Source organism: Niallia alba (assembly GCF_012933555.1).
GTDB lineage: Bacteria > Bacillota > Bacilli > Bacillales > Cytobacillaceae > Niallia > Niallia alba.
The window spans coordinates 1570837-1595810 of the sequence record NZ_JABBPK010000001.1 but is presented as its reverse complement, the minus strand read 5'-3'; the positions used below and the strand labels follow the sequence as shown (position 1 = coordinate 1595810).

Annotated in this window: 19 protein-coding genes; 6 read left to right on the top strand and 13 right to left on the bottom strand. The window is 34.9% G+C overall.

Annotation, left to right across the window (positions count from 1 at the left end; all coding sequences use genetic code 11):
- The first annotated feature begins 36 nt into the window (after window positions 1–36).
- Complete coding sequence (locus HHU08_RS07770; protein ID WP_169188183.1) at window positions 37–3120, top strand: efflux RND transporter permease subunit; 3084 nt, start codon at window positions 37–39, stop codon at window positions 3118–3120.
- Between the two features lie 330 nt (window positions 3121–3450).
- Here the strand turns inward: HHU08_RS07770 and HHU08_RS07765 are convergent, their stop codons facing one another.
- The gene (locus tag HHU08_RS07765; protein WP_169188182.1) at window positions 3451–3639 is read right to left on the bottom strand and encodes a hypothetical protein; all 189 of its coding nucleotides are present in this window, start codon (window positions 3637–3639) and stop codon (window positions 3451–3453) included.
- Window positions 3640–3835: 196 nt separating this feature from the next.
- Here HHU08_RS07765 and HHU08_RS07760 point away from each other — a divergent pair, with 196 nt between their 5' ends.
- Entirely contained in the window at window positions 3836–4666 is an 831-nt protein-coding gene (locus tag HHU08_RS07760) for a dimethylarginine dimethylaminohydrolase family protein (RefSeq protein WP_048718737.1), read from the top strand.
- A gap of 98 nt (window positions 4667–4764) precedes the next feature.
- On the opposite strand, the gene HHU08_RS07755 is transcribed toward HHU08_RS07760, so the two are convergent.
- The gene (locus tag HHU08_RS07755) at window positions 4765–5529 is read right to left on the bottom strand and encodes a sugar phosphate isomerase/epimerase family protein (RefSeq protein WP_169188181.1); all 765 of its coding nucleotides are present in this window, start codon (window positions 5527–5529) and stop codon (window positions 4765–4767) included.
- Window positions 5530–5706: 177 nt separating this feature from the next.
- Here HHU08_RS07755 and HHU08_RS07750 point away from each other — a divergent pair, with 177 nt between their 5' ends.
- Window positions 5707–6504, top strand: a complete 798-nt coding sequence (locus tag HHU08_RS07750; RefSeq protein ID WP_169188180.1) for a nucleotidyltransferase domain-containing protein — start codon at window positions 5707–5709, stop codon at window positions 6502–6504.
- Window positions 6505–6774: 270 nt separating this feature from the next.
- On the opposite strand, the gene HHU08_RS07745 is transcribed toward HHU08_RS07750, so the two are convergent.
- Both HHU08_RS07745 and HHU08_RS07740 read right to left on the bottom strand, forming a co-directional pair.
- Window positions 6775–7410: an FMN-dependent NADH-azoreductase gene (locus tag HHU08_RS07745; protein ID WP_048718744.1), complete on the bottom strand. Its 636-nt coding sequence runs from the start codon at window positions 7408–7410 to the stop codon at window positions 6775–6777.
- A 148-nt stretch (window positions 7411–7558) separates the two neighbouring features.
- Entirely contained in the window at window positions 7559–8449 is an 891-nt protein-coding gene (locus tag HHU08_RS07740) for a cation diffusion facilitator family transporter (protein WP_169188179.1), read from the bottom strand.
- A 323-nt stretch (window positions 8450–8772) separates the two neighbouring features.
- On the opposite strand from HHU08_RS07740, the gene HHU08_RS07735 reads away from it, so the two are divergent.
- Window positions 8773–9330, top strand: a complete 558-nt coding sequence (locus HHU08_RS07735; protein WP_235678807.1) for a DUF3231 family protein — start codon at window positions 8773–8775, stop codon at window positions 9328–9330.
- Window positions 9331–9550: 220 nt separating this feature from the next.
- Here the strand turns inward: HHU08_RS07735 and HHU08_RS07730 are convergent, their stop codons facing one another.
- Together HHU08_RS07730 and HHU08_RS07725 are read right to left on the bottom strand one after the other, a co-directional pair.
- Window positions 9551–10480, bottom strand: a complete 930-nt coding sequence (locus tag HHU08_RS07730; RefSeq protein WP_101730266.1) for a glycosyltransferase family 2 protein — start codon at window positions 10478–10480, stop codon at window positions 9551–9553.
- Entirely contained in the window at window positions 10462–11571 is a 1110-nt protein-coding gene (locus HHU08_RS07725; protein WP_169188178.1) for a polysaccharide pyruvyl transferase family protein, read from the bottom strand. The genes HHU08_RS07730 and HHU08_RS07725 overlap by 19 nt, the downstream gene beginning before the upstream one ends.
- 156 nt (window positions 11572–11727) lie before the next feature.
- Between HHU08_RS07725 and HHU08_RS07720 the strand changes: the two genes are divergently transcribed.
- A complete protein-coding gene (locus HHU08_RS07720) occupies window positions 11728–12684 on the top strand; it encodes a glycosyltransferase family protein (RefSeq protein ID WP_224428024.1) in 957 nt (318 codons plus the stop codon).
- Window positions 12681–13772 carry a polysaccharide pyruvyl transferase family protein gene (locus tag HHU08_RS07715; protein ID WP_101730269.1) on the top strand — a complete coding sequence of 364 codons (1092 nt, stop codon included), beginning with the start codon at window positions 12681–12683 and terminating at the stop codon, window positions 13770–13772. The genes HHU08_RS07720 and HHU08_RS07715 overlap by 4 nt, the downstream gene beginning before the upstream one ends.
- Window positions 13773–14335: 563 nt before the next feature.
- On the opposite strand, the gene rfbG is transcribed toward HHU08_RS07715, so the two are convergent.
- From rfbG to treC, 7 genes are all read right to left on the bottom strand, one after another.
- Window positions 14336–15406, bottom strand: a complete 1071-nt coding sequence (gene rfbG / locus HHU08_RS07710; RefSeq protein ID WP_169188177.1) for a CDP-glucose 4,6-dehydratase — start codon at window positions 15404–15406, stop codon at window positions 14336–14338.
- Between the two features lie 20 nt (window positions 15407–15426).
- Window positions 15427–16368: an NAD-dependent epimerase/dehydratase family protein gene (locus HHU08_RS07705; RefSeq protein WP_169188176.1), complete on the bottom strand. Its 942-nt coding sequence runs from the start codon at window positions 16366–16368 to the stop codon at window positions 15427–15429.
- 12 nt (window positions 16369–16380) lie between these two features.
- A complete protein-coding gene (locus HHU08_RS07700) occupies window positions 16381–19149 on the bottom strand; it encodes a cell envelope integrity protein TolA (protein ID WP_169188175.1) in 2769 nt (922 codons plus the stop codon).
- Between the two features lie 27 nt (window positions 19150–19176).
- Window positions 19177–19920 (bottom strand): sugar phosphate nucleotidyltransferase, encoded by a 744-nt coding sequence (locus HHU08_RS07695; RefSeq protein ID WP_101730272.1) that lies wholly within the window; start codon window positions 19918–19920, stop codon window positions 19177–19179.
- A gap of 309 nt (window positions 19921–20229) precedes the next feature.
- Window positions 20230–21345 (bottom strand): IS4 family transposase, encoded by a 1116-nt coding sequence (locus HHU08_RS07690; RefSeq protein WP_100525938.1) that lies wholly within the window; start codon window positions 21343–21345, stop codon window positions 20230–20232.
- A 958-nt stretch (window positions 21346–22303) separates the two neighbouring features.
- Window positions 22304–22777: a PTS sugar transporter subunit IIA gene (locus HHU08_RS07685; RefSeq protein WP_016204515.1), complete on the bottom strand. Its 474-nt coding sequence runs from the start codon at window positions 22775–22777 to the stop codon at window positions 22304–22306.
- Between the two features lie 123 nt (window positions 22778–22900).
- A complete protein-coding gene (gene treC, locus HHU08_RS07680; protein WP_169188174.1) occupies window positions 22901–24583 on the bottom strand; it encodes an alpha,alpha-phosphotrehalase in 1683 nt (560 codons plus the stop codon).
- Between the last annotated feature and the right edge of the window lie 391 nt (window positions 24584–24974).

The window sequence follows — 24974 nt, the reverse complement described above, 5'->3', positions numbered from 1 at the left end:
AATGAGTAAGATTAGTCAATAAAGGGAAGGTGTAATATGAAAGGTTTAGTAAATTTTGTGTTAGGTAACAAGCTAGCGGTTTGGTTACTAACCATTATTATTACTGTATCAGGTATCTATTCTGGTACAAGAATGAATATGGAGACCATACCGAACATTTCGATTCCATACTTAACGGTAATGGATGTTTATCCGGGAGCAACACCGGAAAAGGTGATGGAAGAAGTATCCATGCCGATAGAAAAACTTGTGGAAAATCTAGAAGATGTGAAAGCTGTTTATTCGAATTCTTATTCGAACATGGCAAATGTTCAATTAGAATATGAATATGGTACAGATATGGATGAAGCAAAACGTGCTTTACAATCCGCTCTAGATAATATCACCTTGCCTGACGGCGCACAGGAACCTACAATCACAGCAATCAGTATGAATATGATGCCAGTTGTAGCGTTAAGTGTCAGCAGTACAGAAGAAGATATTACTGAATTAACATCAACTGTTGAAGAAATCATCCTTCCGAAGATTGAAAAGATTGATGGTGTTGCATCTGCAACGATTACCGGACAACATATCGAAGAAGTAGATTTAACATATGATAAGGAAAAAATGGAACAATTAGATTTAACAGAAGACACTGTTAAAGATATGATCCAAGCAAGTAATTTAGCTGTTTCTTTAGGACTTTATGAGTTTGAAGAAGGCGAACAGGCAGTTGCAATTGATGGTAAGTTTATGACAGAAAAAGAACTTAAAGATATGCTTATCCCTGTCACTCCTTCTGAACAAAATCCATCCCCATTTGTTAAACTTAGTGATATTGCCACAATCGAAGTGGTTGGGAAAGTTGAATCTGTTTCTCGTACAAATGGTGAAGATGCTATTGCCATCCAAATTGTCAAAGGTCAACAAGCAAACACTGTTGATGTTGTTAACAGTGTAAAAGATTTAATTAAAGATGAGCAAAAGAATATCGATGGATTAGTAATTGATGTTTCCCTAGACCAAGGGGCTCCAATTGAAGAATCTGTATTTACGATGATTGAAAAAGCGGTGTTTGGTTGTTTAATTGCCGTATTAATTATTTTACTATTCTTACGTGATTTTAAATCAACGATAATTTCCATTATTTCTATCCCAGTTTCTATTTTCATGGCATTAATGCTATTAAACTGGATGGATATTACGTTAAATATCATGACACTTGGTGCTATCACTGTTGCGATTGGCCGGGTTATCGATGACTCTATTGTTGTTGTTGAGAATATTTACCGACGCTTGCACCTGAAAGAAGAAAAATTAACCGGCCGTGCGCTAATTAGAGAAGCGACGATTGAAATGTTTAAACCAATCCTTTCTTCAACTTTAGTAACAGTTGCTGTATTCGCTCCATTAATGTTCGTTGGGGGAATGGTGGGAGAGCTATTCCGTCCTTTCGCATTAACAATGGCATTTTCACTTGGAGCATCACTACTTGTTGCGATTACAATTGTACCTGCTCTTTCTCATTTCTTATTTAAGAAAAAATTATATGGTGAGAAAACAGAAAGTAATCATAAAGATGCAGGTAAATTGGCAAATTGGTATAAAGGCATTCTTGAAAAAGCTCTTAACCATAAAATCATCACTTCCCTTATCGCTGTTGTTTTATTAGCCGGAAGTGTTGCTCTTACTCCGTTAATTGGCTTTAGCTTCTTAGGAAGTGAAGAAGAAAAAACAATGTATATCACCTATACACCAGAAACTGGTGAATTAAAGGATGAGACATTAAAGAACGTTACAGAAGTAGAAGAAAAAATGCTTGAACGCAAAGATATTGATATTGTTCAATTATCTATCAATGAGACAGCAGATGCACAAAGTGCGATGATGGGTATGGGATCTGGCGGTGCACTTATGTACCTAATCTTTGATGAAGATATGAAAAACTTCCCTGAAGTCCGCGATGAAATTGAGGACTATATTACAAATATCGATCAATCTGGCGAATGGAAAACACAAGACTTCACATCCATGGGGATGTCAACAAATGAAGTTAGCTATACATTCTACAGTGAAGATTTAGATAAACTTAATGAGTCTGTGAAAAAAGTAGAAGACATTTTAAAAGAAAATGATGGATTAGAAGATGTTACTACAACTGCTGAAGATGCTTATGTAGAATATACATTTAAAGTTAATCAAGATGAATTATTGCAGTATGGGTTAACTGCAGGACAGCTTCTCATGATGCTAAGCCCAGACAATACTAAAGATGTATTAACAACAATCGAAAAAGATGGCGAAGCACTTGATGTTATTGTCCAACAAGAAAAATCAGCACAACCTAAATCAATTGACGAAATGCTAGATATGGAAATTCCAACTGCTCTAGGAAATACGATGCCACTTTCTGAACTAGTAGAAGTTGAAGAAGGAACAACTTTAAATACTCTTTCTCGTAGTAAGGGTGAGTATTATGCAACAGTATCAGGAAAAATTCTCGGTGATGATGTTTCCAAAGTAACGAACGAAGTCGATAAGGAAATTGATAAAATTGACTTACCAAAAGGAGTTACAATGGGAGTTGCTGGTGTAGCAGCAGATATGAATGAAACATTTACACAATTAGGTGTTGCCATGATTGCTGCTGTTGCTATAGTATACTTTATTCTTGTTGTAACATTCCGTGAAGGGGTTGCTCCATTCTCGATCCTGTTCAGTTTACCGTTTGCTGTGATTGGTTCCTTTGTCGGATTATATCTTTCAGGTCAAACGATATCCGTTTCGGTTATGATGGGATTACTCATGTTAATTGGTATCGTTGTTACGAACGCAATTGTATTAGTAGACCGAATCATCCATATGGAACGCGATGGAATGAATATGCGCGACGCCATTCTTGAAGCTGGATCAACACGTCTTCGCCCAATTCTAATGACAGCTATTGCAACAATCGGAGCATTAGTTCCATTAGCAGTTGGTTCTGGCGGTAGCGGATTAATCTCTAAAGACCTAGGTATTACGGTTATTGGCGGTTTAATCAGTTCTACTCTATTAACACTTGTTATTGTCCCAATTGTTTACGAAGTTCTTTCTAAAGTATTTAAGAAAAATCGTAAAGATATTGACGAAAGCTAATATTAACTTTTACTAAAAGCCAGTGAAGAATATTTCACTGGCTCAGACCGTAGACAAATCCCTGAATTTTAGATATAGAGGTTTGTCTATAGTATATTTATTAGTCTCTTTGAATAGGGATGTTGCTTTCCGCTTCAGGGGGTCGCTTTCCGTGGGGCTCGCGCTGAGCCGCTTCGGCCTTTGGCCTGCAGGGTCTCAGCTGTCTCGCTAATCCCACAGGAGTCTCACCCCTTCCACTCCAAGCAACGCATGAAAATTCCATTTAAGTTTCTAAAAATCTTTTTGTCGACAAACTGAGCCAGTGAAGAATATTTCACTGGCTTTTTGTTATCATAATTCTCCTGCCAACCTCTTATTTTTAATGGCTGTTTTCCAAAGGATTGTTGCTTTTTCAATAGAAAAAAGAATTAGTAGGAAAATTGGAGCAACAAACTTTTGCGAAAACAGCCTTTTTAATAGTAGGTTTCGTTTACTCGATTGCTCCTTTTTTACTGCTTTTCTAATAATTTCAGCTTTCATTCACAATAAAGAAAACTTCCATCAGTGGGTGTTTTCCTCATTCCCCTTTGACTTTTAAACTTAAAAGACTTTTTTAATTTTCCACAGCTCGAGCTCGGGCGTTAAATGAAATAAAATTGATTTCCCATGTTCCCTTCATAAAAAAATAAAAACAAGGAAAAACTATTCTCAATACTCCAATGGAAAGGATTTTGTCATGAAAGTACATTGCTCGAATGAATATGATCCATTAAAAGCAGTCGTCTTAGTTTCTCCCGAATATATGGCTATTAAAGTTCCTATAAACGATATTCAAAAAAAACATGCAAAGAAAAATATCGATCGAAAAGTGGCCGAAAAACAACATGAAATGTTTATTGAAAAGCTGCAAGAAAACGGGGTTGAAACAATCCTTCTTCCTCCTGTGGAAAAATATCATGAACAAGTATTTACAAGGGATATTGGTTTTACTTTAGGAAATCAAATCTTTGTAGCAGAAATGGCCCGAGATGTAAGACGTGGAGAAGAGAAAATTTTAATCGACTATTTGAAGGAACAGGAGATTACTTATACGGATATTAAAGGAAATATGATTGAAGGCGGAGATGTTATCATTGACGGTAAAACGATTTATATTGGCCTCAGCCAACGCACAAATAAATTTGCTATCCGGCATTTACAAACATTACTTCCTTCTTATGATGTCATCGCTGTTCCATTTACAGACTCGTATCTTCATTTGGATTGTGTTTTCAACGTACTTTCCCCTACAGAAGGATTAATATTCCCAGGCGAGTTTCATAAAGAGAAAGAAAGAATGCTGCGAGATCGCTATGATTTAATCCATGTAAATGCAAAAGAGCAAGAGACATTAGGTACAAACGTATTATCCATCGGTAATAAAAAGGTTATTAGCTTACCTGTGAACGAAGGAGTCAATAAAGAGCTTCAAAAAAGAGGCTATGACGTGATTGAGGTGGATTTTTCAGAAATCATCAAGTCAGGTGGATCCTTTCGTTGCTGTTCTATGCCATTGCTGAGAGAATAATTAAGTAACCAATGATAATCAGTGGGGATTCCCATCCCCACTGATTATAGTTTTCTTTATCCTATTGAAAAAAATGTCTCATCAAATATAGCTTTTCACTACTTTTGTTCCCCTAATATTTTTCTTAAATTATTTAAGCTAATTTCAATGCTTTCAAATGGTGTTCTTCTTGTGGCATCCTGTTCAATAATCCACCACTGTATATCCGCTTCCTCTCCCTTTTCAAGAATTGCTTGAAAATCGATACTCCCAGTACCAACTTCTGCAAAGAATCGTTCTTCATCTGTTGTCATGTCTTTTAAATGGACAAGCTTTGTTCTGTTTTTATATGTATCAATCCATTGTGCAGGATCATACTCTCGCTTTGAAAGCCAGTATACATCTAGCTCTGCAAAAACCAGCTTAGAATCTGTTTCTTCCATTATCGTATCTAATGCTGTTCTTCCATCATACAATCTATCTAATTCAAAATCATGATTATGATAACACAGCGATATCCCTTCTTTTTGACACTCCGCTCCCGCCATATTTAAGAAAGCAATTAGTGACTCATAATCCGCCTCCGTTCTTTTGTCTGGTAAAAGATAGGGACATACTAAAAACTTACTCCCTAAAACTAACTGGTCTTGAATGACTTGGGTTAGATTGCTCTCTAAGTCTGCTAAAGGTACATGACTAGCCGCTACTTGAAGATTTAGTTCATCCAGTAATTCCTTTAATGCGGCTACAGAAATCCCGCCATACCCTGCAAGCTCTACTCCTTGAAAACCAAGGCTTGCAACCTTCTGGAGAGTTCCACGGAATTCCTGTTCACATTCCTCTCTTAACGTATACATTTGAATGGCAATTGGTATATTTTTCACTATATTTCCTCCTTTTAATTAATTCCTTTGAAATCAACCACTTCTACATTATGAAGTAAGTCAAAATAAGTTCCTCTTATCATTGTACAAGAAAACGCTATCATTTTTATAGATTAAGATGGTAAATCGTTAACTTTTTTTGTAAAATGGACTAAAATAACTAGGATGTGTAAGCCATTGGAAAACCATATCAGAAAAGTCATCGAACAAGCAGAAAAAGAATTTGCCATAAAGGTGCTTTATGCCTGTGAATCTGGAAGTCGTGCATGGGGATTTCCGTCAAAGGATAGTGATTATGATGTCCGGTTTATTTATATCCATCATCCAAGCTGGTACTTATCCATTGATCAAAAGCGAGATGTAATAGAAATTCCAAACCATGATCCTATATCAATTCCTGTTGATCCATTATTAGATATGAGCGGCTGGGAATTGACTAAAACACTGAAGCTTTTTCGTAAGTCTAATCCTCCTTTATTAGAATGGTTGCGATCCAACATGATATATTATCAGCGCTTTTCAACCATTGAAAAAATGAAGCAGCTGGAAAAACAAATATTTTCTCCTACTTCTACCATTTATCATTATTTAAATATGGCTAAAGGAAATTTCAGAGAATATTTGCAAGGAGATACCGTTAAGATTAAAAAGTATTTTTATGTATTGCGACCAATTCTAGCAGCCAAGTGGGTACAAACATTCCAAACAATTCCTCCAATGGAATTTGATATTTTGGTACATAAACTTATTCCAGACGGTGAACTTCGCACAAAGATTGACATTCTATTAGAAAGAAAAAAATCTGGAGAAGAATTGACTCTTGAACCACGAATCAACCTTATTAATGAGTATTTGGAAAGAGAGATGCAACAATTAGAAACGTATGCAAAAGGTTTAGAGAGAAATTTAATTGATCCAACTGAACAATTAGATCAGCTGTTTCGTTATACTTTAAAGGAGGTTTGGAACGACTAAGAAGAAGTCATTGAAAAAAGGTATGTTCTCACAAATACTTTTTTCGATGACTTCTTCTGAATTACGATTAAAAACACTTTGTTTTATTAGGCATTTTTCGTATAGTTTGTTGCGATTACCCACAGACGGAATACACCTCGCTTTCCGTAGGGGTCTCAGACTGTCTCGCTAATCCCCGTGGCGTCTACGTGTATTCCGGCTGCTCCATTTTTCCAACTAATTCTTTTCTCCTATTGAAAAAACAACAATCTTTTAAAAAACAGCCTTCTATCAAAAAGTAATTGCGGCATCTTTTGCACGAGCAATTGCATTCGCTTTAATCTCTTCTGCTCTTTCTGGTGCTAAATCATGACCTTCCACAAATAAACCTTGGAAATCATTAATGCCGAAAAATGCCATTAGCGTCTTTAAATAACGGTGTGCCATTTCTTTATCCGCTGCTGGTCCATGAGAATAAATGCCACCACTTGCTTGAATATGAAGAACTTTCTTATCAGTAAGGAGTCCCTTTGGTCCTTGGGCTGTATATTCAAATGTCTTACCTGCAACAGCAACAGAATCTAAATAAGCTTTCATCACTGGAGGAAACAATAAATTCCATAGTGGCGTAACAAATATATATTTATCTGCTTTAACGAATTGTTCACTTAGCTCTGCCAAACGACTAACTTTTGTTTTTTCCTCATCAGAAAGCTGATCAAATCCACTTCCAGATTGTAGCTTTCCCCATCCTTGAAATACGTCTGCATCAATGGAAGGAATATACTCATTGTATAGATTAATATGAATAACCTCATCATTCGGATTAGACACTTCATATTGATCAATAAACGCTTTACCAACTGCCATTCCATATGATCTTGATTCATCAAATGGGTTTGCCGTAATATATAATACTTTTGCCATTTTATTCAGCTCCTTAGAAAAGTCTCTAGTCATCTTTTCTTTACTATAGTGCTGATCGAAACGATATTCAATGGAAGCAGCTATATATTACTAATATTGTCACATTTAAAATAACCGTTAAGGTAGAGAGATCTTTTCTCCCTAAAAACTATTCCTTAAAATATGGATTTAAATGGATAAGTACTTCGTTGATATTATCGTGTTTTTTCATAAGTTTCTTTTTTATTTGTCTAGATAAGTCATGACCTTCCTTAATCGTCTTGTCATAATCGATAGAAATGCGTAAATCGACTAATATATAATGTCCATGTTCTCTTGCACGAAGACGATCAATCCTTTTTACTTCAGAGAAGGAAGCAATCATTTCACGATATTCTGTTAAGATCTCTAAATCGATATTTCGCTCCAGTAATATATCGAAAGCTTCACTTACCATTTCCTTCGCAATTTTAAAAATTAAATAAGCAACGATAATAGTAGCTACTTTATCGCCATAGAGCAGTTCATTTATCGTTAAATTTTCTCCAAGTATAGACAGTAATACTCCTATTGCAGCGGCAATCGAGGCAACTATATCTGCCTTATGATCATAAGCAATTGCTTCAATGGCTTTACTACTTTGTTCATTAGCGATTTTCTTACTATAACGATACAATAGTACTTTTGAAACGTATGAAATAACAGCAACCCACATTGTAATCATACTTGGTGTTGTAATGGGATGGAAGAAACCAATTATAGCTTCATACACCAAATAGATGGCAACACCGAGTAGAATCATCCCGACTATTCCGGATACAATTATTTCAGCTTTTCCATGTCCATATGGATGTTCCTGATCAGCAGGTTTATTGGCAATCCGTATCACTACTAAAACAATGATAGAAGCAAAGACATCTGCAGCAGAGTGAATACCATCAGCAAAAACAGCATCACTATTCCCCATCCAGCCAACTATTAATTTTCCCAATGTTAATACAATATTACTAATTACACTAATCCATGCAACTCGTTTAGCTAGAGATTCTCTTGATCCCATTTTCATCAACCTCATTTATTATTTCCAATAATTTCTATATGTACAAAAAGTCAACCTAACTATCTTAGCAGAAAAGAAATCAGTGGGTCTAGAGAAAAAAAGTTGGCTCTCTACAAATTAAAAATTTACCAATCATTGCGTATTTATTCGATTATGCGTGCTAATAATAAATACGATATAAATCACTTAGTATTTTTCTTACAAACAGAGCATTTTTGCGAAAAGGCATTTGCAAGCCTTCGAGAGGATGACTGCCGAACAATGCATTATTTTCTTAAATAAGTAATGTTGACTAATGAAAAATTCCACTAATTAGGATGGTTATGATGACAACTATTTTTGAAGCATTAAAAGATTATCTACAATTGAATTTAGATACGGAGCCAAAAAATCCGCTTCATGTAGGAGAAGTGATGAGTTGCTGGATCTATCTTACTATCATGGATGAAGCCAGTATCTATATACAAGTTGGCTTAAATACATCAACAGATGATGATGTTATTAAATCGTTAGACGAAAGTTATAAACAATGTGATATACAAGGACAAAGATTCCGAAACTTTCTTAAGGTAGAAGGAATTCCATTACCACCAACTAGTGAACAACGACCACTTTCTAATGCAAATGCTGTTCCACTTGGAGTTAAGATGACAGATGATGAAATTATGAATGGATTAAGCATAAAAACGGTTGCGGCAATCACTCATTGCGCAGCATCTGTCTCTCAATGTGTACGAAATGATGTAGCTACCATGTTTACCCAATGTATGTTAGAAAAAATGAAATTCGGTGCAAGTTTAAAGGATTTGATGAGAAAAAGAGGCTGGATTAAAGTTCCTCCCTATTACTATCCACCGGGTGCGCCAACTTCAAACTCATAAGAACAATTGAATAACCCAGCTATAAGTCAAATGCATGGCCCTAGCACTTTGTTTTGAGGGCACTGAAAAACTACTACTTAATGATAAGTGATAGTTACCAGTTATTTAAATTGGGATATTGTATTTGTTATCCTTTCAAATATGCATTCCCTAATTTTCATTCGAAAAAAAGACTTTTTCAGTGCCCTATTTTTTTTAGCAGGAGCATAAAAACATTTACTTAGGGGCATTCTTTTTTATAATTTTTTGTATGAAAACTATATTTGTTGATTATCCTTTTCCAATAGTAAAGCAGCCACAGCTTTGCTTTTTCCCATTTATATACTTTTGCTTCTGTATGATGTAATTCTTCCCAAGCAGAATCTAATTTGTTTGCCTCTAGTAATCTTTTACTGTAATCTAATTTTAATTTTGATAAGTATAAATCGATATAAGGCATTTGTTCTTTACGAAGCAGATTCTCTAATGAATAAATAATTGGATACCGATTTAAAATCGTCAAATCCATACATACGCTGTTTTCTAAGCCACGATAATAAATTGCATAGCTGTCATTTTTGTACGCAATCGGATAGTTCATCCCAATTCGTAACCACATATCTTGATCTTCTCCAAGAGGCTCCCCTTCTTTAAACAGCCCTATTTCTTGAAATACTTGTTTTCGAACTGCAATAGCAGAAGATATAATTGGTAAATCCTTTAATGTTTTTTCCACATAGTTTGTAAATACGCCTTCCCACTTGTCAGGGGTTTGGTAGATAGACGGAATGATCTTTTTTTGGGTTGGCAACCGAATTTCATAACTTGTTGCAAAGGCCCCACATTCGGGATATTTTTCTTTTAAATCCATTATTTTTTCTAGAAATTGCGGCTTCCATTCATCGTCTGCGTCAATAAAAGTAATTAATTCTGCCTTTGCAGCCAGTATCCCTTTGTTTCTGGCTGCTGAAGCTCCTTTATGTTCCATTTTGAGCACCGTAATTCGATTGTCTATCCAAGTTTCCGCTTTTACGACACTACCATCTGTAGAGCCGTCATCGACAATAATAATCTCAAAATCCTGAAACGTTTGCGAAATAATTGACATGATTGTTCGTTCGATATACTGTTCCTTATTATAAAGTGGGATAACTACTGAGACAGCGACCATCTTGCACCCTCCCAATTTTTCATTGCTAATGATTGAGCTTCTATTAAAGATAGTTTTGGATAGCGATAATGCCCGGTTATAATTTGATCAAGAGCATGCCATATATTTTCTTCAGTAAATGAATTGGATGAAAGAAGAAAATCTTTGTCTGCCTTAATCTGTTTTGCCCAGCCATCACATTTTGGATGGTAAGAGAGAATGATAGTTGGCGTATTTGTGATATAGCCAAATACAGCACTATGCAACCTCATCCCAATCAATCCTTTTAATGATGCAATAGTGCGAAGAACATTTATTGGATCCTTATCATAAGACAGATGTTTAATTGGTATTTTGGTTTGTAGTTGTTCGATAACCTCGCGATGAATATCTTGATCTCCCAAAATAGGATGACCGTTAAAATCAATAAAAACTAATTCCTCAATTTCCTCCTCCTTCAGTTCATTTAAAGCATTTATTATTTTTTCCACCCTTGCCTTTTCTTCACTTGTATCTCGCCCTATATATCTTTCATAATGGCATAAGGAAATTCCCAACCCCTTCCTTTGATGACTTCCAGTGAAATCTTCACCTGTTACAAGAGGTAAGAGCACGGCTAGATCAAATGTTAATTCTGCATGAACATTTGAAGAGAGCGAGGAGACTAATTCATAACTCTCCTCGTCTCTACAGCCAATATAGTTGAATTTTTCCACAAGCTTTCTACATGCTTCTTTCGCAGCTGAATCTCTAAATGGTCCAAAGGATACACCAATTGCAGCTGCTCCTTTCCCTCTATTTAAATCGATTAAATCGCCATCTCTCGTCATTTTATCGGTTGAATGAAAAACAGAGCCACCACCATATAAAATAAAATCACTTTCGTAACACTGCCTGTACAAACGTAGTAAGTTTTCATTGCGTTCTTGTTCTTCTTGAACAAAGAGCGCCTCCATTTCGGCATTTAATGGCAGAATAGGCTTTTGCGTACATGTTCCATATATTTTATCTCCAGAAAGAAATTTCCGGCTTCCCCAAGAGGATACTAGTAATAATGCATCATCTCCGCCATTCTGTTCTCCGTAATAACCTGAAAGAATAATCTTCTTCATCTAAGTACTCCTCCTACCTCTCGCATCTCTTAATAGTATATGGACAATCCATAAAAACGTGAGCAGCAGCGAATAATTGGACAAATTGCTATGGTCCGATTTCTTTTGGACAAGAATAGAATATAAAGTAAACATTAGGGAAAGGACATGATGCTGATGACATTAAAGAAGAAGAGAAAGATACTTTTTATTACAAAAAATTGGGAAAATGGAATAGAAAGAAATACGTATTATTTAACAGAAGAAATTAAAAAATACGTTGATATAAGAATTTGGGAAGAAGACGGTAATATAAGTGAGACACTACAAAAAATGGACTTTCAGCCTGACTTTATCCTAGTAAATGATTTACGTCCTACTCGATCACCGAAGGTAACTGGCCTAAAGGAGTGCAATATTCCATTCGGAATCATTATGCATGATTTAACCTACCAAATGGATCAAAGAAGAGCTTTCATTAGGGAAAATAATGTGAAGTATATCTTTACCCACTATAGAGATACATTTTTAGAATGGTATCCAGAATTTAAAGATAAAATGATATGGTTTCCCCATTATGTAAATATCGATGTATTTAAAGACTTCAATCAACAGAAAACAATTGATTATTTAATGATGGGCGCTGTACATCCTACTATTTATCCATTACGTCAAAAAATTCTCGATGAAATGAAGCATTTACCTAATTTCATCTATCATGCACATCCTGGCTATTTTCACAAACAGTACGACGAGAAATCGTTTAAGGTAGCTAGCAGCTTTGCGCAAGAGATTAATAAAGCAAAAATGTTTTTTACCTGTGATTCCATTTACCATTATCCAGTAATGAAGTATTATGAGACTTTGGCTTGTAACACATTATTACTAGCTTCCTGCACAAAAGAAATCAAGGATTTAGGATTCATCCCTGGTGTTCATTTCATTGAAATAAATGAAGATAATTTTATGCGCAAAGCAAATTATCATTTAAGAAATTATGATACATTAGGGAAAAAAATCGCTTTAAATGGATATAAAATGGTAAGACAAAAACACTCTGTACAGGTGCGTGCGAAACAGCTCCTTGATCATATTGAAGTGATTCTTTCTAAGGAAGGAGGAAACGAACAATGAGAATATTATATCTTGGTTATTTAGGAGTTAATAATATCGGAGATGAGGTTTGTTATGAAGCATTTGCTCAAGCTTGTGAAAGATGGCTTAACGAAGAGTATACTTTATTCTCCTACCCTATAAATGCAGCTAAAACATTGACTGAATTATATGTAGAAAAGCCTTTCGATATTGTTGTTTTAGGGGGAGGATCTTTATTTCAAGGTAATTTCTTTATTGATTTAGCTTTAGAAGCAATAGAGATGAAGCTTCCCCTTTATTGCTACGGAACAGGTATCGATTATATGACAGAAGAAACAATCGAATCCTTTAAAAGAGGCGAATTCCAATTATCTTTCACCAATTTTCATAACAAAGAGATTAATAAAGAGAAAATAAAAAAAGTGATAGAGTATTCTACATTCGCAGGTCTAAGAGGCCCTCTTACACATAAATATATTAAGAGTTTACCCCCTTCATCAACAAGTAACTATCAAATAATCGGTGATTCCGGCATGCTTTTCACTCCTAAAATAGACGATTATATAGAAAGAAAATACTTGCATGACTGCAATAAAAAAATCATAGCAGTCAATTGGGGAACCACTAATAACATCCTATTTGGTTATGATGAGAATAAGCTGAAAAATCAAGTGATTAAAGCATGTACGAATCTTTTAAATAAAGGCTATCAAATTGTTATTTTCCCAATGTGGGATCTGGATATTCCTCATTGCAAGGATTTATATGAAAGCATTAAAGAAAGAGGAAAAGTCACTTTCATACCAGAAGTATGTACTGCTTCGCAAATTTATTATTTCTTATCGCTTTGCCACTTTTCCCTTAACCTAAAGCTGCACGCAAATGTACTCTCTGCCTCAAGTGGGACACCTTTTATCCAGTTAGCTTATCGCTCAAAAGGAGTGGATTTCGCAGCCTCCATCCACCAATTACCCTATACGTTATTAACCAATACAAATAAACTGGCTGAAACGATTGAAAAGAAAGAATACTATTTAACAAGTAATAAAAACCGAAAGAAAATTAGACTAGCAAAAGAAAGAATCGTAGCGAAACATAAAAACTTTATATTATCGTTAAAAAAGTAGCTGGGACATAAGTATTTTCAATCAAATAACCCCAAACAATTATACGTACATGCTAAAAAAATTCGTATAATTGTTTGGGGTTTTATTCATTTTAAAAAGGAAGGTTTGTGGTGATCACCCGCAGACTGAATACACTTCGTATTTCCTACTAATTATACTTTCTTAAAAAAAATAATGGAACGAAACAACTTTTAAAAACGTAGTGAAATGGAGGGGAGGACACTCAACTTCTGCGGGAAGTAGAGCAGTCTTTAGACCCCACAGGCTTTAGCCGAGGAAGCTTAGGTTGCTCCCCGGCGCATAGAGTGTCTGTAGCGAAATGGAACGAGTTGGTTTCGCTACTAAATGAGAGATTGTTTGTCTTTATCTATTATGTATTTTGTTTTGTCCCAGTCTCTTATAACAAAGAAGTGCATGTAATTATAAATAAAGAAGAGATATGTCAGTTGTTTTCTCACACTTTCATTGTATTAGAATGACAAATAGAAGCTTTAAACCTTCCTTTTATGTTTGAGTGAATCCTCTAACCAAAGGAGCGAAAAGCTTCTATTAATCTTGTTATTTTATTTTTCATATTCACTTATCTGTTTTAAGCATAGTTCATAAACGTCTACTTCCCGATACCATTTATACCATTCCATTGTATAATATATTGTTTGGTCAATATTCCATTTTGGGTGCCAGTCTAAATAGTACTTTGCTTTATTTATATCCAAACTAAGAAGCTTTGCTTCATGTTCTGCAGTATGTGACGAATCTACTTCCCATCTACCATCCTTCCACTGCTCAACAATTTTCTCAACTAATTGTTGTACCGTTGTAACACTATCTGATTCTGGTCCAAAATTCCAGCTTTCCGCATATTCGATTTTACCTTCATATAGATAAGCACCTATTTTTAAATAGCCAGAAAGCGGCTCTAATACATGCTGCCATGGACGTACAGATTGAGGAGAACGCAGTTTAATGGACTGACCAGCTAATAAGGAGCGAACACTATCAGGAATGATTCGATCTTCTGACCAATCTCCTCCTCCTATAACATTCCCCGCTCGGACAGAAGCAATTAACTTCCCGTGACTACTATAGGAATCGATTGGAAAGAAAGAATGCTGATAAGAGGAAATCAATAATTCGCAGCATCCTTTACTTGAACTATATGGGTCATACCCACCCATTGGATCGTTTTCACGATATCCCCATACCCATTCTTTATTATCGTAGCATTTATCACTTGTTACCATCACTCCTGCTTTTACGGACGGAGACTTTCTTATCGCTTCTAACACATTCATCGTTCCCATCACATTCACTTCATACGTATAGACAGGGTCTCGATAAGACTGTTTCACTAATGGCTGTGCAGCCAAATGAAAGACAATTTCTGGTTGATATTGTGCAAAAACTGCTTGTAACTTCGTAGCATCACGAATATCTCCCCTTATATCCTTCATTTTATTATTCATATTAGCCAATTCAAATAGACTTTCTTCTCCAATCGGATCTAAAGAATAACCAATTACGTTCGCACCTAGCTTTGTTAGCCAAATAGCTAGCCAAGAACCTTTAAAACCTGTATGACCAGTTATCAAAACCTTTTTATCTTTATATATTTGTTGCCAATCAGTTGTCATAAGTAACACCTCCACTCCCTTTAATGATGATGATAATAACTTTTATACCAGGCAATGGTTTTCTTTATTCCCTCTTCTACGGAAACGGCTGGAGTCCACCCAAGCACCTCTTGAATCTTTGTTATATCAGGAATAGGTGCATTTCTTTCATTTTCCCTTTTTGGTATAGCACCATACAAAGGTACTTGCTTTGTATCTAAATGCTGATAAATTAAATCAACAAAATATCGCAAAGGATGGGCAGTTCCAGAAGCTATATTTAAAATCAAATTACTGCCTTCAGATGTGGCTGCAAGAATTAAGCCATCGACAATATTTCCAACATAGCTATAATCACGATATTGATCACAAGTTGTTAATTTTACATGCTCATCACGCATTACTTTTTCAATAATATGCGAAAATAATTTATGGTTATCCTCTGCCTCCCCAAAAATATTAAAAGCACGCAAAGTGATAATGGGAAGTTTATAATCCAGTGCTAATTGATGCGAAATAATCGTCGAAGCTGCTTTTGTACTGCCATAAATATCAACTGGTTCTAATAGCATTTCTTCATGAATTAGCTCTTTTTTATCCCCATATTCAGAACTACTTCCAAGACAAATAATTTTTTTGCATTTTGTATCTTTTGCTGCAAATAAGATATTCATTGTTCCTACTATATTCGTTTCATATGCAAGTAAGTCATTTCTATTACTTGGGTTTGTTCCATAAGCTGCTAAATGAAAAATATAATCTGGTTTAAATTCATGGATAATTCGACATATATCTGAGCGATTTTGAATATCTGCCTCATATTTTTTTAAATGAGGCAAATATTCCTGTACTCTCCAAGGATTGGAATGTTCCCGAACAATGACAGCGATGGACGCATTTTCTTTCACAAGCTGTTTAATAAGATGGGATCCAATAAAACCATATGCACCTGTGACTAACACTTTTTTATTTTTCAATTTCATGACATTCACCTCTTATAGAGAAGCGATGGAATAAGGATTTTTAGCAGTATAATTGGCAGGCACATTTGCAAAGAATTGTGCATTGTTAGAAAGGCGGTTTGATATCTCTCTTAATTTCATTAAATACGGATTATAAATATTCGTTAAGATGGCAGACGATATATTAACTTCTTCTAGCTTCCATAAGTCAAATTCATTTACATTTAAGATTAACAAACTACCAAAATGGAAGAACATTAATGGATTATTGTCAATATATACATTATTCTCCCTCATGGTTACTTCTTGCTCGGCATTATTTAGAATAAGGTTCCATGGAGCAGCGTTAATTCCTGGGTTTTCACTCACTTTTATATTTTCAAATAATTCTGGGATACGATCCAAATACAATTGATCTCCCCATGATTTCCGTTCATCATTGTATACATCAGAGCATTCTTCTAAGCATTTTTTCTTCCACCAATTTAAAATTTTTCTACTATTCCCTTCATTTTTAAATCCGATAAATCCAGCTTGATATTGCCCATGGAAATGTTCCAGTAAGTCTGTTCCACGTTGACGGCATAAATAAACTGAATATCTACCGAAGTCATTAGTCACAGAAAGTGGGTTAGAGAAGAAATATAAATCACTATCGCAATAGAAAAGATGGTCAATATCAGAATGCGTTGATAATAAATGTTCTAGTAATGTCGCCTTTATTGTCCAACAATATTCTTGCAATGTCCGTTGTTGTTTTAGCTCTTTTAACTGTGGCGTTTCAATTGTTTCTACTGGGATTAAGGTGACATTTTTTAAATTCAAGTTAGATAAGACATCATAGGTTTCTTGATCCATCGTACAAATCCATAAATGAAAATTTTCTATCTGCTTACTAAACGAGTCATACATTGCAAGTCCTTTAACCAAATACTCTTTACTAAATATTGAAGTTAATAGCAAATAATTATTATACTTAATCATTTTTCTTTTTAACTTAGTGGAATGATACTTTGTCTTTGCTTGAATAAAATCATTCGTTGATAATGTTGCTTTTATGATTCCAGGATAACTATTTTGATAAGATGTAATTACTCTTTCTAAATGATCAAGGTAGGGAACATAAATATAATTCATAATTTCCTTCTGAATATTTAATTGATGCATATTCCATAAATCATATTTATCACTGCTATAAATAGTTAAACAAGAGAAGTGATAAGCAACAAGCGGATCATTATTTATAAAGACTTTATCACCTTGTAAGGAAATTTTGAAATTATTATTGTAGATTATATTCCAAGGTGCAGCATTTACTCCTAAGTTAGAAGATATTTGAACGTTCTCATACATAATTGGAAGCTGATCTAAATACTTTTGATCCCCAAATCGACCATTGCTTTCAACGACACTACACCATTCAATACATCGATCCTTCCACCATTGAACAGCTGCTAATCCTGTTTCATCTTTTCTAAATCCAACAATACCCGCTTGATACTTTCCATACTTTTGTTCTACCCAATCTAAATCTCTTTGTGGAGTCAAGAAGATGGAAGCAGAACCCCATTCATTAAAAATACTATCCGGATTAGAGAAGAAATAAATATCTCCATCACAATACAATACTTGCTCAACATCATTATTTTTGAGGATATATTCAATTACGAAAGATTTTAATGTCCAACAATATTCATTTATCATTCTTTCTTGTTTAACAGCTCTTAATTGGTCATCCTCTATTTCTTCTACTCTAATAAGATGCATATTTTTTAGATTTTTTTCATTTAAAAACTTGTACGTAATAGCATCTGTGCAACAAACCCATAAATTGAAGTTATTGCTGTTTTTAACAAGCGACTCATAAAATGCCATAATCTTCATACAGTATTCTTTTCCAGCAATAACACAAAAATTTTGATTTGTAGAGGCAATTGGCTCTTTAGGAGATAATTTAGTTTCTACTTTGGTCATAGTTAATGCTTCTTTTTTCGCTTTTTCTTGGGCTGTCACTTCTTGTCTTGCCTTTTCCTGAGCCACTGCTTTTTGTCTTGCTTTTTCCTGAGCTGCCGCTTCTTGTCTTGCCTTTTCCTGAGCTGCTACTTTTTGTCTTGCCTTTTCTTGAGCTGCTGCTTTTTGTCTTGCTTTTTCTTGAGCTGCCGCTTCTTGTTTCGCTTTTTCCTGAGCCGCTACTTTTTGTCTTGCTTTTTCCTGAGCTGCCGCTTCTTGTCTTGCTTTTTCCTGAGCTGCCGCTTCTTGTTTCGCTTTTTCCTGAGCTGCCGCTTCTTGTCTTGCTTTTTCCTGAGCTGCTGCTTTTTGTCTTGCTTTTTCTTGGGCTGCCACTTCTTGTCTTGCTTTTTCCTGGGCTGCTGCTTCTTGTCTTGCTTTTTCTTGGGCTGCTGCTTCTTGTCTTGCTTTTTCTTGGGCTGCTGCTTCTTGTCTTGCTTTTTCTTGGGCTGCCGCTTCTTGTCTTGCTTTTTCTTGGGCTGCCGCTTCTTGTCTTGCTTTTTCCTCAGCGCTCTGTGAATTACTACCCAGTGTTTCTGGATCATTTTCACTAACTACTGAATTTGGAGTAGCTATCTCCTCCAATGAGGAATTATCTTCTTGCGGAGAAGGTAAAGCTAACACCTTATTGTTTTTTGCCCCATTTAAGATTCCAACTAAATTATCTACATGAAATTTCACCGAAATCTCTTTTGAAAATAGTGAAATATTTATAGTAGCAGACTTATCTTTTTTTTCATTATTAGACACTGCTTCCAGAAAGTCATTTATAATATTTCTTTTTAGCCATTTCATGGCAATCCTCTCTCTCCCTTATACCAATTATTTTTGTTTCCATATCTTTCTAGCATCTTCTAAATCCTTTGGTGTATCAATAGATAACCAGGCTCCTTCATGCAGATAGACAGCTAGTTCTCTCTTTTCAATTAACTTTCTTAACGGCTCTTCCTCTAACACACAATCTGGCTGTGCTGATAAATACTGAAAGAACTCCTTATTACAAACAAAGAATCCCCCGTTAATCCAGTCATCTAGAACCGGCTTTTCTGAAAAGCGACTAGCAATTCCATCTTCTATATCAAGTACTCCATATTGATTATTTTTTTTAATACCGGTAAGTGTAACGGTTTTTCCTTTTTCCTTATGAAAAGCAATGAGTTCATCTAAATTAATATCAGACAAACCATCCCCATATGTTAATAAAAAGATATCATCTTCTATATATTGTTCTAACTGTTTAATTCTTGCTCCAGTCATCGTATCTTGACCTGTATCAATACAAGTAATTTTCCAGGGCTCTGTTTTTCCGAGAATGTCATATTGATTGTTTAATAAATCTATTTTTATATTATTTTTTCTCCAAGCTAAATTCACGAAATAATCCTTAATTTGATCTCCTTTATATCCCAATGGCAGAATAAATTCTTGGTGTCCATATTCACTATAATGTTTCATGATATGCGATAATATCGGTTTTCCATTAACATCAGCTAAGGCTTTCGGTATATTTTCTGTTAAGCCTCTCATTCTCATCCCTTTACCCCCACATAAAATAACAACTTTCATGCTTTCACCTCTTCTCTTAGTATTTTCATGCCATTATATGTACAGGCTACTAAGTATGCGTAGGTTGTTTCATTAGGTTTGATAAGATATAGGCAAAATTTTCGTTGGAAAGGAGAAAAAATTTATATGACAGAAATTTTTTTCAATAAATAGTAATTAAATCACTAGTGTTGCATAAATGTTGTTAGAATATTCAGTTTAAATATGTCCCCTGTTAAGAGCCAAAAAAGTAAATACCCAACTAAAGGTGGATCCATCCATTTGGAATTTTTTTACAATTAGACTTAAGAGACGACGACAATTTGTTTATTAAGGAATGGTTTTTCCTTCAATCTTTCGAAGCCAAATATGTGCTGGTTTCCACAAAGCTGCCCGTAAATATCGGCTAATTTGTAGGGTTTTTCGTTTACTTTTTGTCTCGATTTGTGCGAGAACATGCAGGCAAAAAACAATAAGTGCGATAAACACTTGATTCTGAATTGCCCATTCGCTTTGGCCGTAAAACTTTTTGATATGGAGATGTTGTTTAATCCATTTGAAAAATAACTCAATCGCCCAGCGTGATTTATACATCTTTGAGATTTCTTCAGCACTTAAATCAAAACGATTTGTGATTAAATGAAGCTCATTTCCTTTTGAATCAATCACTTTTAGAAGACGAAAGTAATTTTCGGCACGGTTTTGCGTCGTACCAATCAACACCATTTGATCCGACAAAACAGATGTATTCTCGGGTAGTTTAAAATCGTAAACCTCCCGTATGACTGCGTTTTTTCGCAGCCTAGAAAGGAAAAAGTAGCCGTCATCTGTCATCCGATCAAAGCGTTCGTAGTCTAAGTAACCACGGTCAAACACATACATACATTCCTTGTCATCAACCATTACTTCAAGCTGACCGCGGTCATGTTCTTTGGCCGTTGTCATAATGGCCTTTTCGGGATAGGATATACCTTTTTCCATAAACACAAGGCGTAAGTGCAATTTAACACCCGCTTTTGTTTTGCGGAATTTTGCCCATTTATGATTAGTCAAATTGAGAGGCAATGTGCTTGAATCAATGATTTTTAATGGCATCACAAGTTTCGTGTTGTGCGTTTTGGCATGAATTTGTGAAACTAAATCAAGGAAAAGCTTTTGGAATAAGTCTGGATTCATGCCATTTAAACGGCGTGAGAGTTGGGAAATACTGATAGAATCAAGATCAATGCCCTTTTGCAGTTGATCATCGAAAAGACAATCGCTCAGCGCATGCAGACTTTCGACTTCTTCTAGCTGCGCAAAAAGTAATAATTTTAGAAATGACTCTGTCGTTAGTTTTTTCGTATAGAAATCTAATTTCAACGTTTTCACGTTTTCTTCAAATAATTGAAGATTTATTGGTGAAAACCATTGTCCAAATGAAGTTTTTCGTGTAATCTTGTCCATGCGATAGTCCTTTTTAGTGGATTTGGACGGGTTACCACCTAACTTATCCATTATAAAGGACTTTTTCTTTGCATAAAATGATAAAATTGAACATTTCAAGTATTTTTAATAGTTAAATTAAATTAACGCAACACTAGTGTAATTAAATAAATAATTAGAAAGGGAGAATTTCATATTAGAAAGGGGATGGCGTCTTTAAACCAGCTATTAATGGATGATTGTTTAAGAGATAGGGCTCTCTAATATAAGTGAGTGTGTTTTACGAATTTCATACTTTATTTTACAATCCCGTATTCCTCATATGAACACCATTTTTCCTTCCTCTCCCACAAATTTCAGCTTTCATCCCTCTTATGAACACCACTTTCCCTTCCTCTCCCACAAATTTCGGCTTTCATCCCTCTTATGAACACCACTTTCCCTTCCTCTCGCACCGATTTCGGCTTTCATCTCTCTTATAAACACCACTTTCCCTTCCTCTCCCCACAAAAAAACTGCCCTTTAATAAGGGCAGCCAGATTGTAGAAAAACCCCCTATTTTTAAAAGTATGATTTTGAAAAAGGGGGTTTTTGATGTTTTAATTGATTTTTACCACAACATATGGAATATAAGGTATTATTAAAACACTATATGTTGTATATCGGAATTATAAAAAAAGCTGTCGAGACTTTCTCGACAGCCTGACTGCCCTTTAATAAGGGCAGCATTCGGTTAACTCTGTACTATTAACTAATATCTCTTTGTGGCAATTAATTTTTATAAAGGATTGCAAAAATCTATTCTTTTCTAATAATTTATTATGTGAACCGTTTTCCTACATTTTCTCTTCCCTAATAACAAAAATGACATCGCTTCTCTAGTTGTGCTCAAGCAATGTTCTTCGTTGCTTCTTTAATATGGAACTCGGTTCTTTTCATAAAAATAAAAAAGCTATGAGGCAGCCTCATAGCTTTTGAATTATCCAATTTTAATTTCATTACCTTCCACTACTACTTTTTCATTTTCTCCTAGGTTAGTAAATACCATTGGAGTAATGATGGAAGGAACTTTTGATTTGATTTCATCAAAATCAATTTCCATTAATTTTTGTCCTTGTTTTACTTTATCTCCATCTTTGACAAAAGTAGTAAACCCTTCACCTTTTAATGCAACAGTATCTAATCCAACATGGATTAAGATCTCTCTACCATTATTGTCTGTCATGCTTAATGCATGCTTTGTAGGAAATACATTCATAATTTGTCCATCTGCCGGAGCAACTAATACACCATTGGATGGATCTACAGCTATGCCATCACCCATCATTTTTTGGGAAAATACAGGATCAGGAACGTCTGCAATACTTAATAGTTTTCCTTCTAAAGGTTGAATATAATGATTACTTGAACTCGTTTTCTCTTCTTTATTTCTTTTAAATAGATTTTTAAACAAGCTAGTACCCTCCAATAAAAGTTTCTATTCCTAGTTTAACTTTTTTCTATGAAAATAACAAAAATTTTCCCATAAATCTGATTAATAATTTTCCTGCGACCTTAAACCGCAGGAAAACGAAACTTATTTTAGATAATATATAATGGACTCATATGGTCTTAACTTCATACTTTCTCCGAAGAAAGCTGAGTTTGAATAGTTAGAAAGAAGGATTTCACTTGTTAACCCTGTCATATCAATATGCTCTGGTAATTTAAATTCCGCTTCTTCCTCGTAAAAATTATTTACCACTAATAATTTTTCTTTATCTGTACTACGTAAATAAGCAAATATTTTATCATCGTCTGGAGCAAGTAATTCATAATCTCCATCTGTAATAATATCGTATTCTTTACGAAGTTTAATTAAATTTTGATAGTGATAGAAGACAGAGTCTTTATCCTTTAATGCATTTTCTGCATTCAATTCTTTATAATTTTGAGCCGTTTCAATCCATGGTGTCCCCTCGGTAAATCCAGCGTTTTTCTCTCCGTTCCATTGAACAGGTGTACGTGAATTGTCACGAGATTTTCTGCGCAAGATTTCAAGAATTTCTTCTTCCGGCTTACCATTTGCTTGCAAAATATTGTACATATTCAAAGATTCGACATCTCTGTACTGATCAATGGAAGTAAATTTAGGATCTGTCATGCCTAATTCTTCTCCCTGATAAATATAGGGAGTTCCTTGCATCATATGAATCGTTGTTGCGAGCATTTTAGCTGATTCCTTATGGTATTTCCCATCATTTCCATAACGTGAGACAATACGTGGTTGGTCGTGGTTACACCAGAATAACGCATTCCAGCCTTCACCTTTATTCATACCGACTTGCCAGTTAGATAAAATTTGTTTTAAAGCATGAAAATCCATTTCTCCTATTTCCCACTTTTCTCCGTTAGGGTAATCAACTTTTAAATGGTGGAAATTAAAGGTCATGCTTAACTCATTTCGTTCAGGCTTCGTATATTTAATGCAATGCTCTAAAGTTGTAGAAGACATTTCCCCAACTGTCATGCTGTCATATTTTGAAAAAACTTCTTGATTCATTTCATGGATAAATTCATGTACACGAGGACCATCTGTATAAAACTTTCTTCCGTCCCCTGGTGCTACCGATCCATCATCATCTGGAAAGGCTTGATTTTTGGAAATCAAGTTAATAACGTCTAAACGAAAACCGTCTACTCCCTTTTCAAACCAAAATTGCATCATTTTGTATATTTCATCACGAAGCTTCTCATTTTCCCAGTTTAAATCAGCTTGGGTTACATCAAATAGATGCAAATAATATTGTCCTGTTTTTTCATCATATTGCCACGCATTACCACCGAATTTAGACTGCCAGTTAGTTGGCTCCCTACCGTCTTCTTTTCCATCCTTCCAAATATAAAAATCACGATATGGATTATCTTTAGAAGAGGCTGCCTGTTTAAACCACTCGTGCTCAGTAGACGTATGATTAACGACTATATCCATGATAATTTTTAATCCTTTTTGATGTGCTTCTTTTAATAGCTGATCAAAATCTTCCATTTTTCCATACTCATGATGAATGGAATAATAATCACTAATATCATAGCCATTATCTTTTTGTGGGGAAGCATAAATCGGTGTTAACCACAGTACGTCCACCCCTAATTCTTTTAAATAATCTAATCTTTTTATGATTCCTTGAATATCTCCTACTCCGTTCCCTGTAGTATCTTGAAAACTCTTCGGATAAATTTGATACACTACTGCCTTTTGCCACCATGCTTGTTCCATCTATATACACCACCGATGTGAAAATTATGTCCTTTTTCCTGTATGCTAAAAAACTCAATGGAATTAGTATTTACGTTTTTTCCTATTTCATTATCGCTTTAGTAGGAAAAGAACTACTACTTGCTCATAAACACACAAATTGGTTGACATCATAGCGCACGTCAACTTATACAATTCTCTACTTGAACAATACCATTATTAACGATTAATATACTATATTCCTTCCCTTTCATCATAACATGTATATACAAGTTGTCAACTAATAAAGTAATGCGTTTCCAAAACTCCTTATATATTTAAAACTTAGATAAGCAAACTTGTACGTATAATAGAAAGAAAATTTTGCCCCTTCATTTGGTCCCCTTCGAAATATCATCACTGCTTGCTATCT

Coding starts and splice junctions, on each gene's coding strand:
- HHU08_RS07770 (WP_169188183.1), top strand. CDS start 37: ATGAAAGGTTTAGTAAATTTTGTGTTAGGTAACAAGCTAGCGGTTTGG.
- HHU08_RS07765 (WP_169188182.1), bottom strand. CDS start 3,639: ATGAAAGCTGAAATTATTAGAAAAGCAGTAAAAAAGGAGCAATCGAGT.
- HHU08_RS07760 (WP_048718737.1), top strand. CDS start 3,836: ATGAAAGTACATTGCTCGAATGAATATGATCCATTAAAAGCAGTCGTC.
- HHU08_RS07745 (WP_048718744.1), bottom strand. CDS start 7,410: ATGGCAAAAGTATTATATATTACGGCAAACCCATTTGATGAATCAAGA.
- HHU08_RS07740 (WP_169188179.1), bottom strand. CDS start 8,449: ATGGGATCAAGAGAATCTCTAGCTAAACGAGTTGCATGGATTAGTGTA.
- HHU08_RS07735 (WP_235678807.1), top strand. CDS start 8,773: ATGATGACAACTATTTTTGAAGCATTAAAAGATTATCTACAATTGAAT.
- HHU08_RS07730 (WP_101730266.1), bottom strand. CDS start 10,480: ATGGTCGCTGTCTCAGTAGTTATCCCACTTTATAATAAGGAACAGTAT.
- HHU08_RS07725 (WP_169188178.1), bottom strand. CDS start 11,571: ATGAAGAAGATTATTCTTTCAGGTTATTACGGAGAACAGAATGGCGGA.
- HHU08_RS07720 (WP_224428024.1), top strand. CDS start 11,728: ATGACATTAAAGAAGAAGAGAAAGATACTTTTTATTACAAAAAATTGG.
- HHU08_RS07715 (WP_101730269.1), top strand. CDS start 12,681: ATGAGAATATTATATCTTGGTTATTTAGGAGTTAATAATATCGGAGAT.
- rfbG (WP_169188177.1), bottom strand. CDS start 15,406: ATGACAACTGATTGGCAACAAATATATAAAGATAAAAAGGTTTTGATA.
- HHU08_RS07705 (WP_169188176.1), bottom strand. CDS start 16,368: ATGAAATTGAAAAATAAAAAAGTGTTAGTCACAGGTGCATATGGTTTT.
- HHU08_RS07700 (WP_169188175.1), bottom strand. CDS start 19,149: ATGAAATGGCTAAAAAGAAATATTATAAATGACTTTCTGGAAGCAGTG.
- HHU08_RS07695 (WP_101730272.1), bottom strand. CDS start 19,920: ATGAAAGTTGTTATTTTATGTGGGGGTAAAGGGATGAGAATGAGAGGC.
- HHU08_RS07690 (WP_100525938.1), bottom strand. CDS start 21,345: ATGGACAAGATTACACGAAAAACTTCATTTGGACAATGGTTTTCACCA.
- treC (WP_169188174.1), bottom strand. CDS start 24,583: ATGGAACAAGCATGGTGGCAAAAGGCAGTAGTGTATCAAATTTATCCG.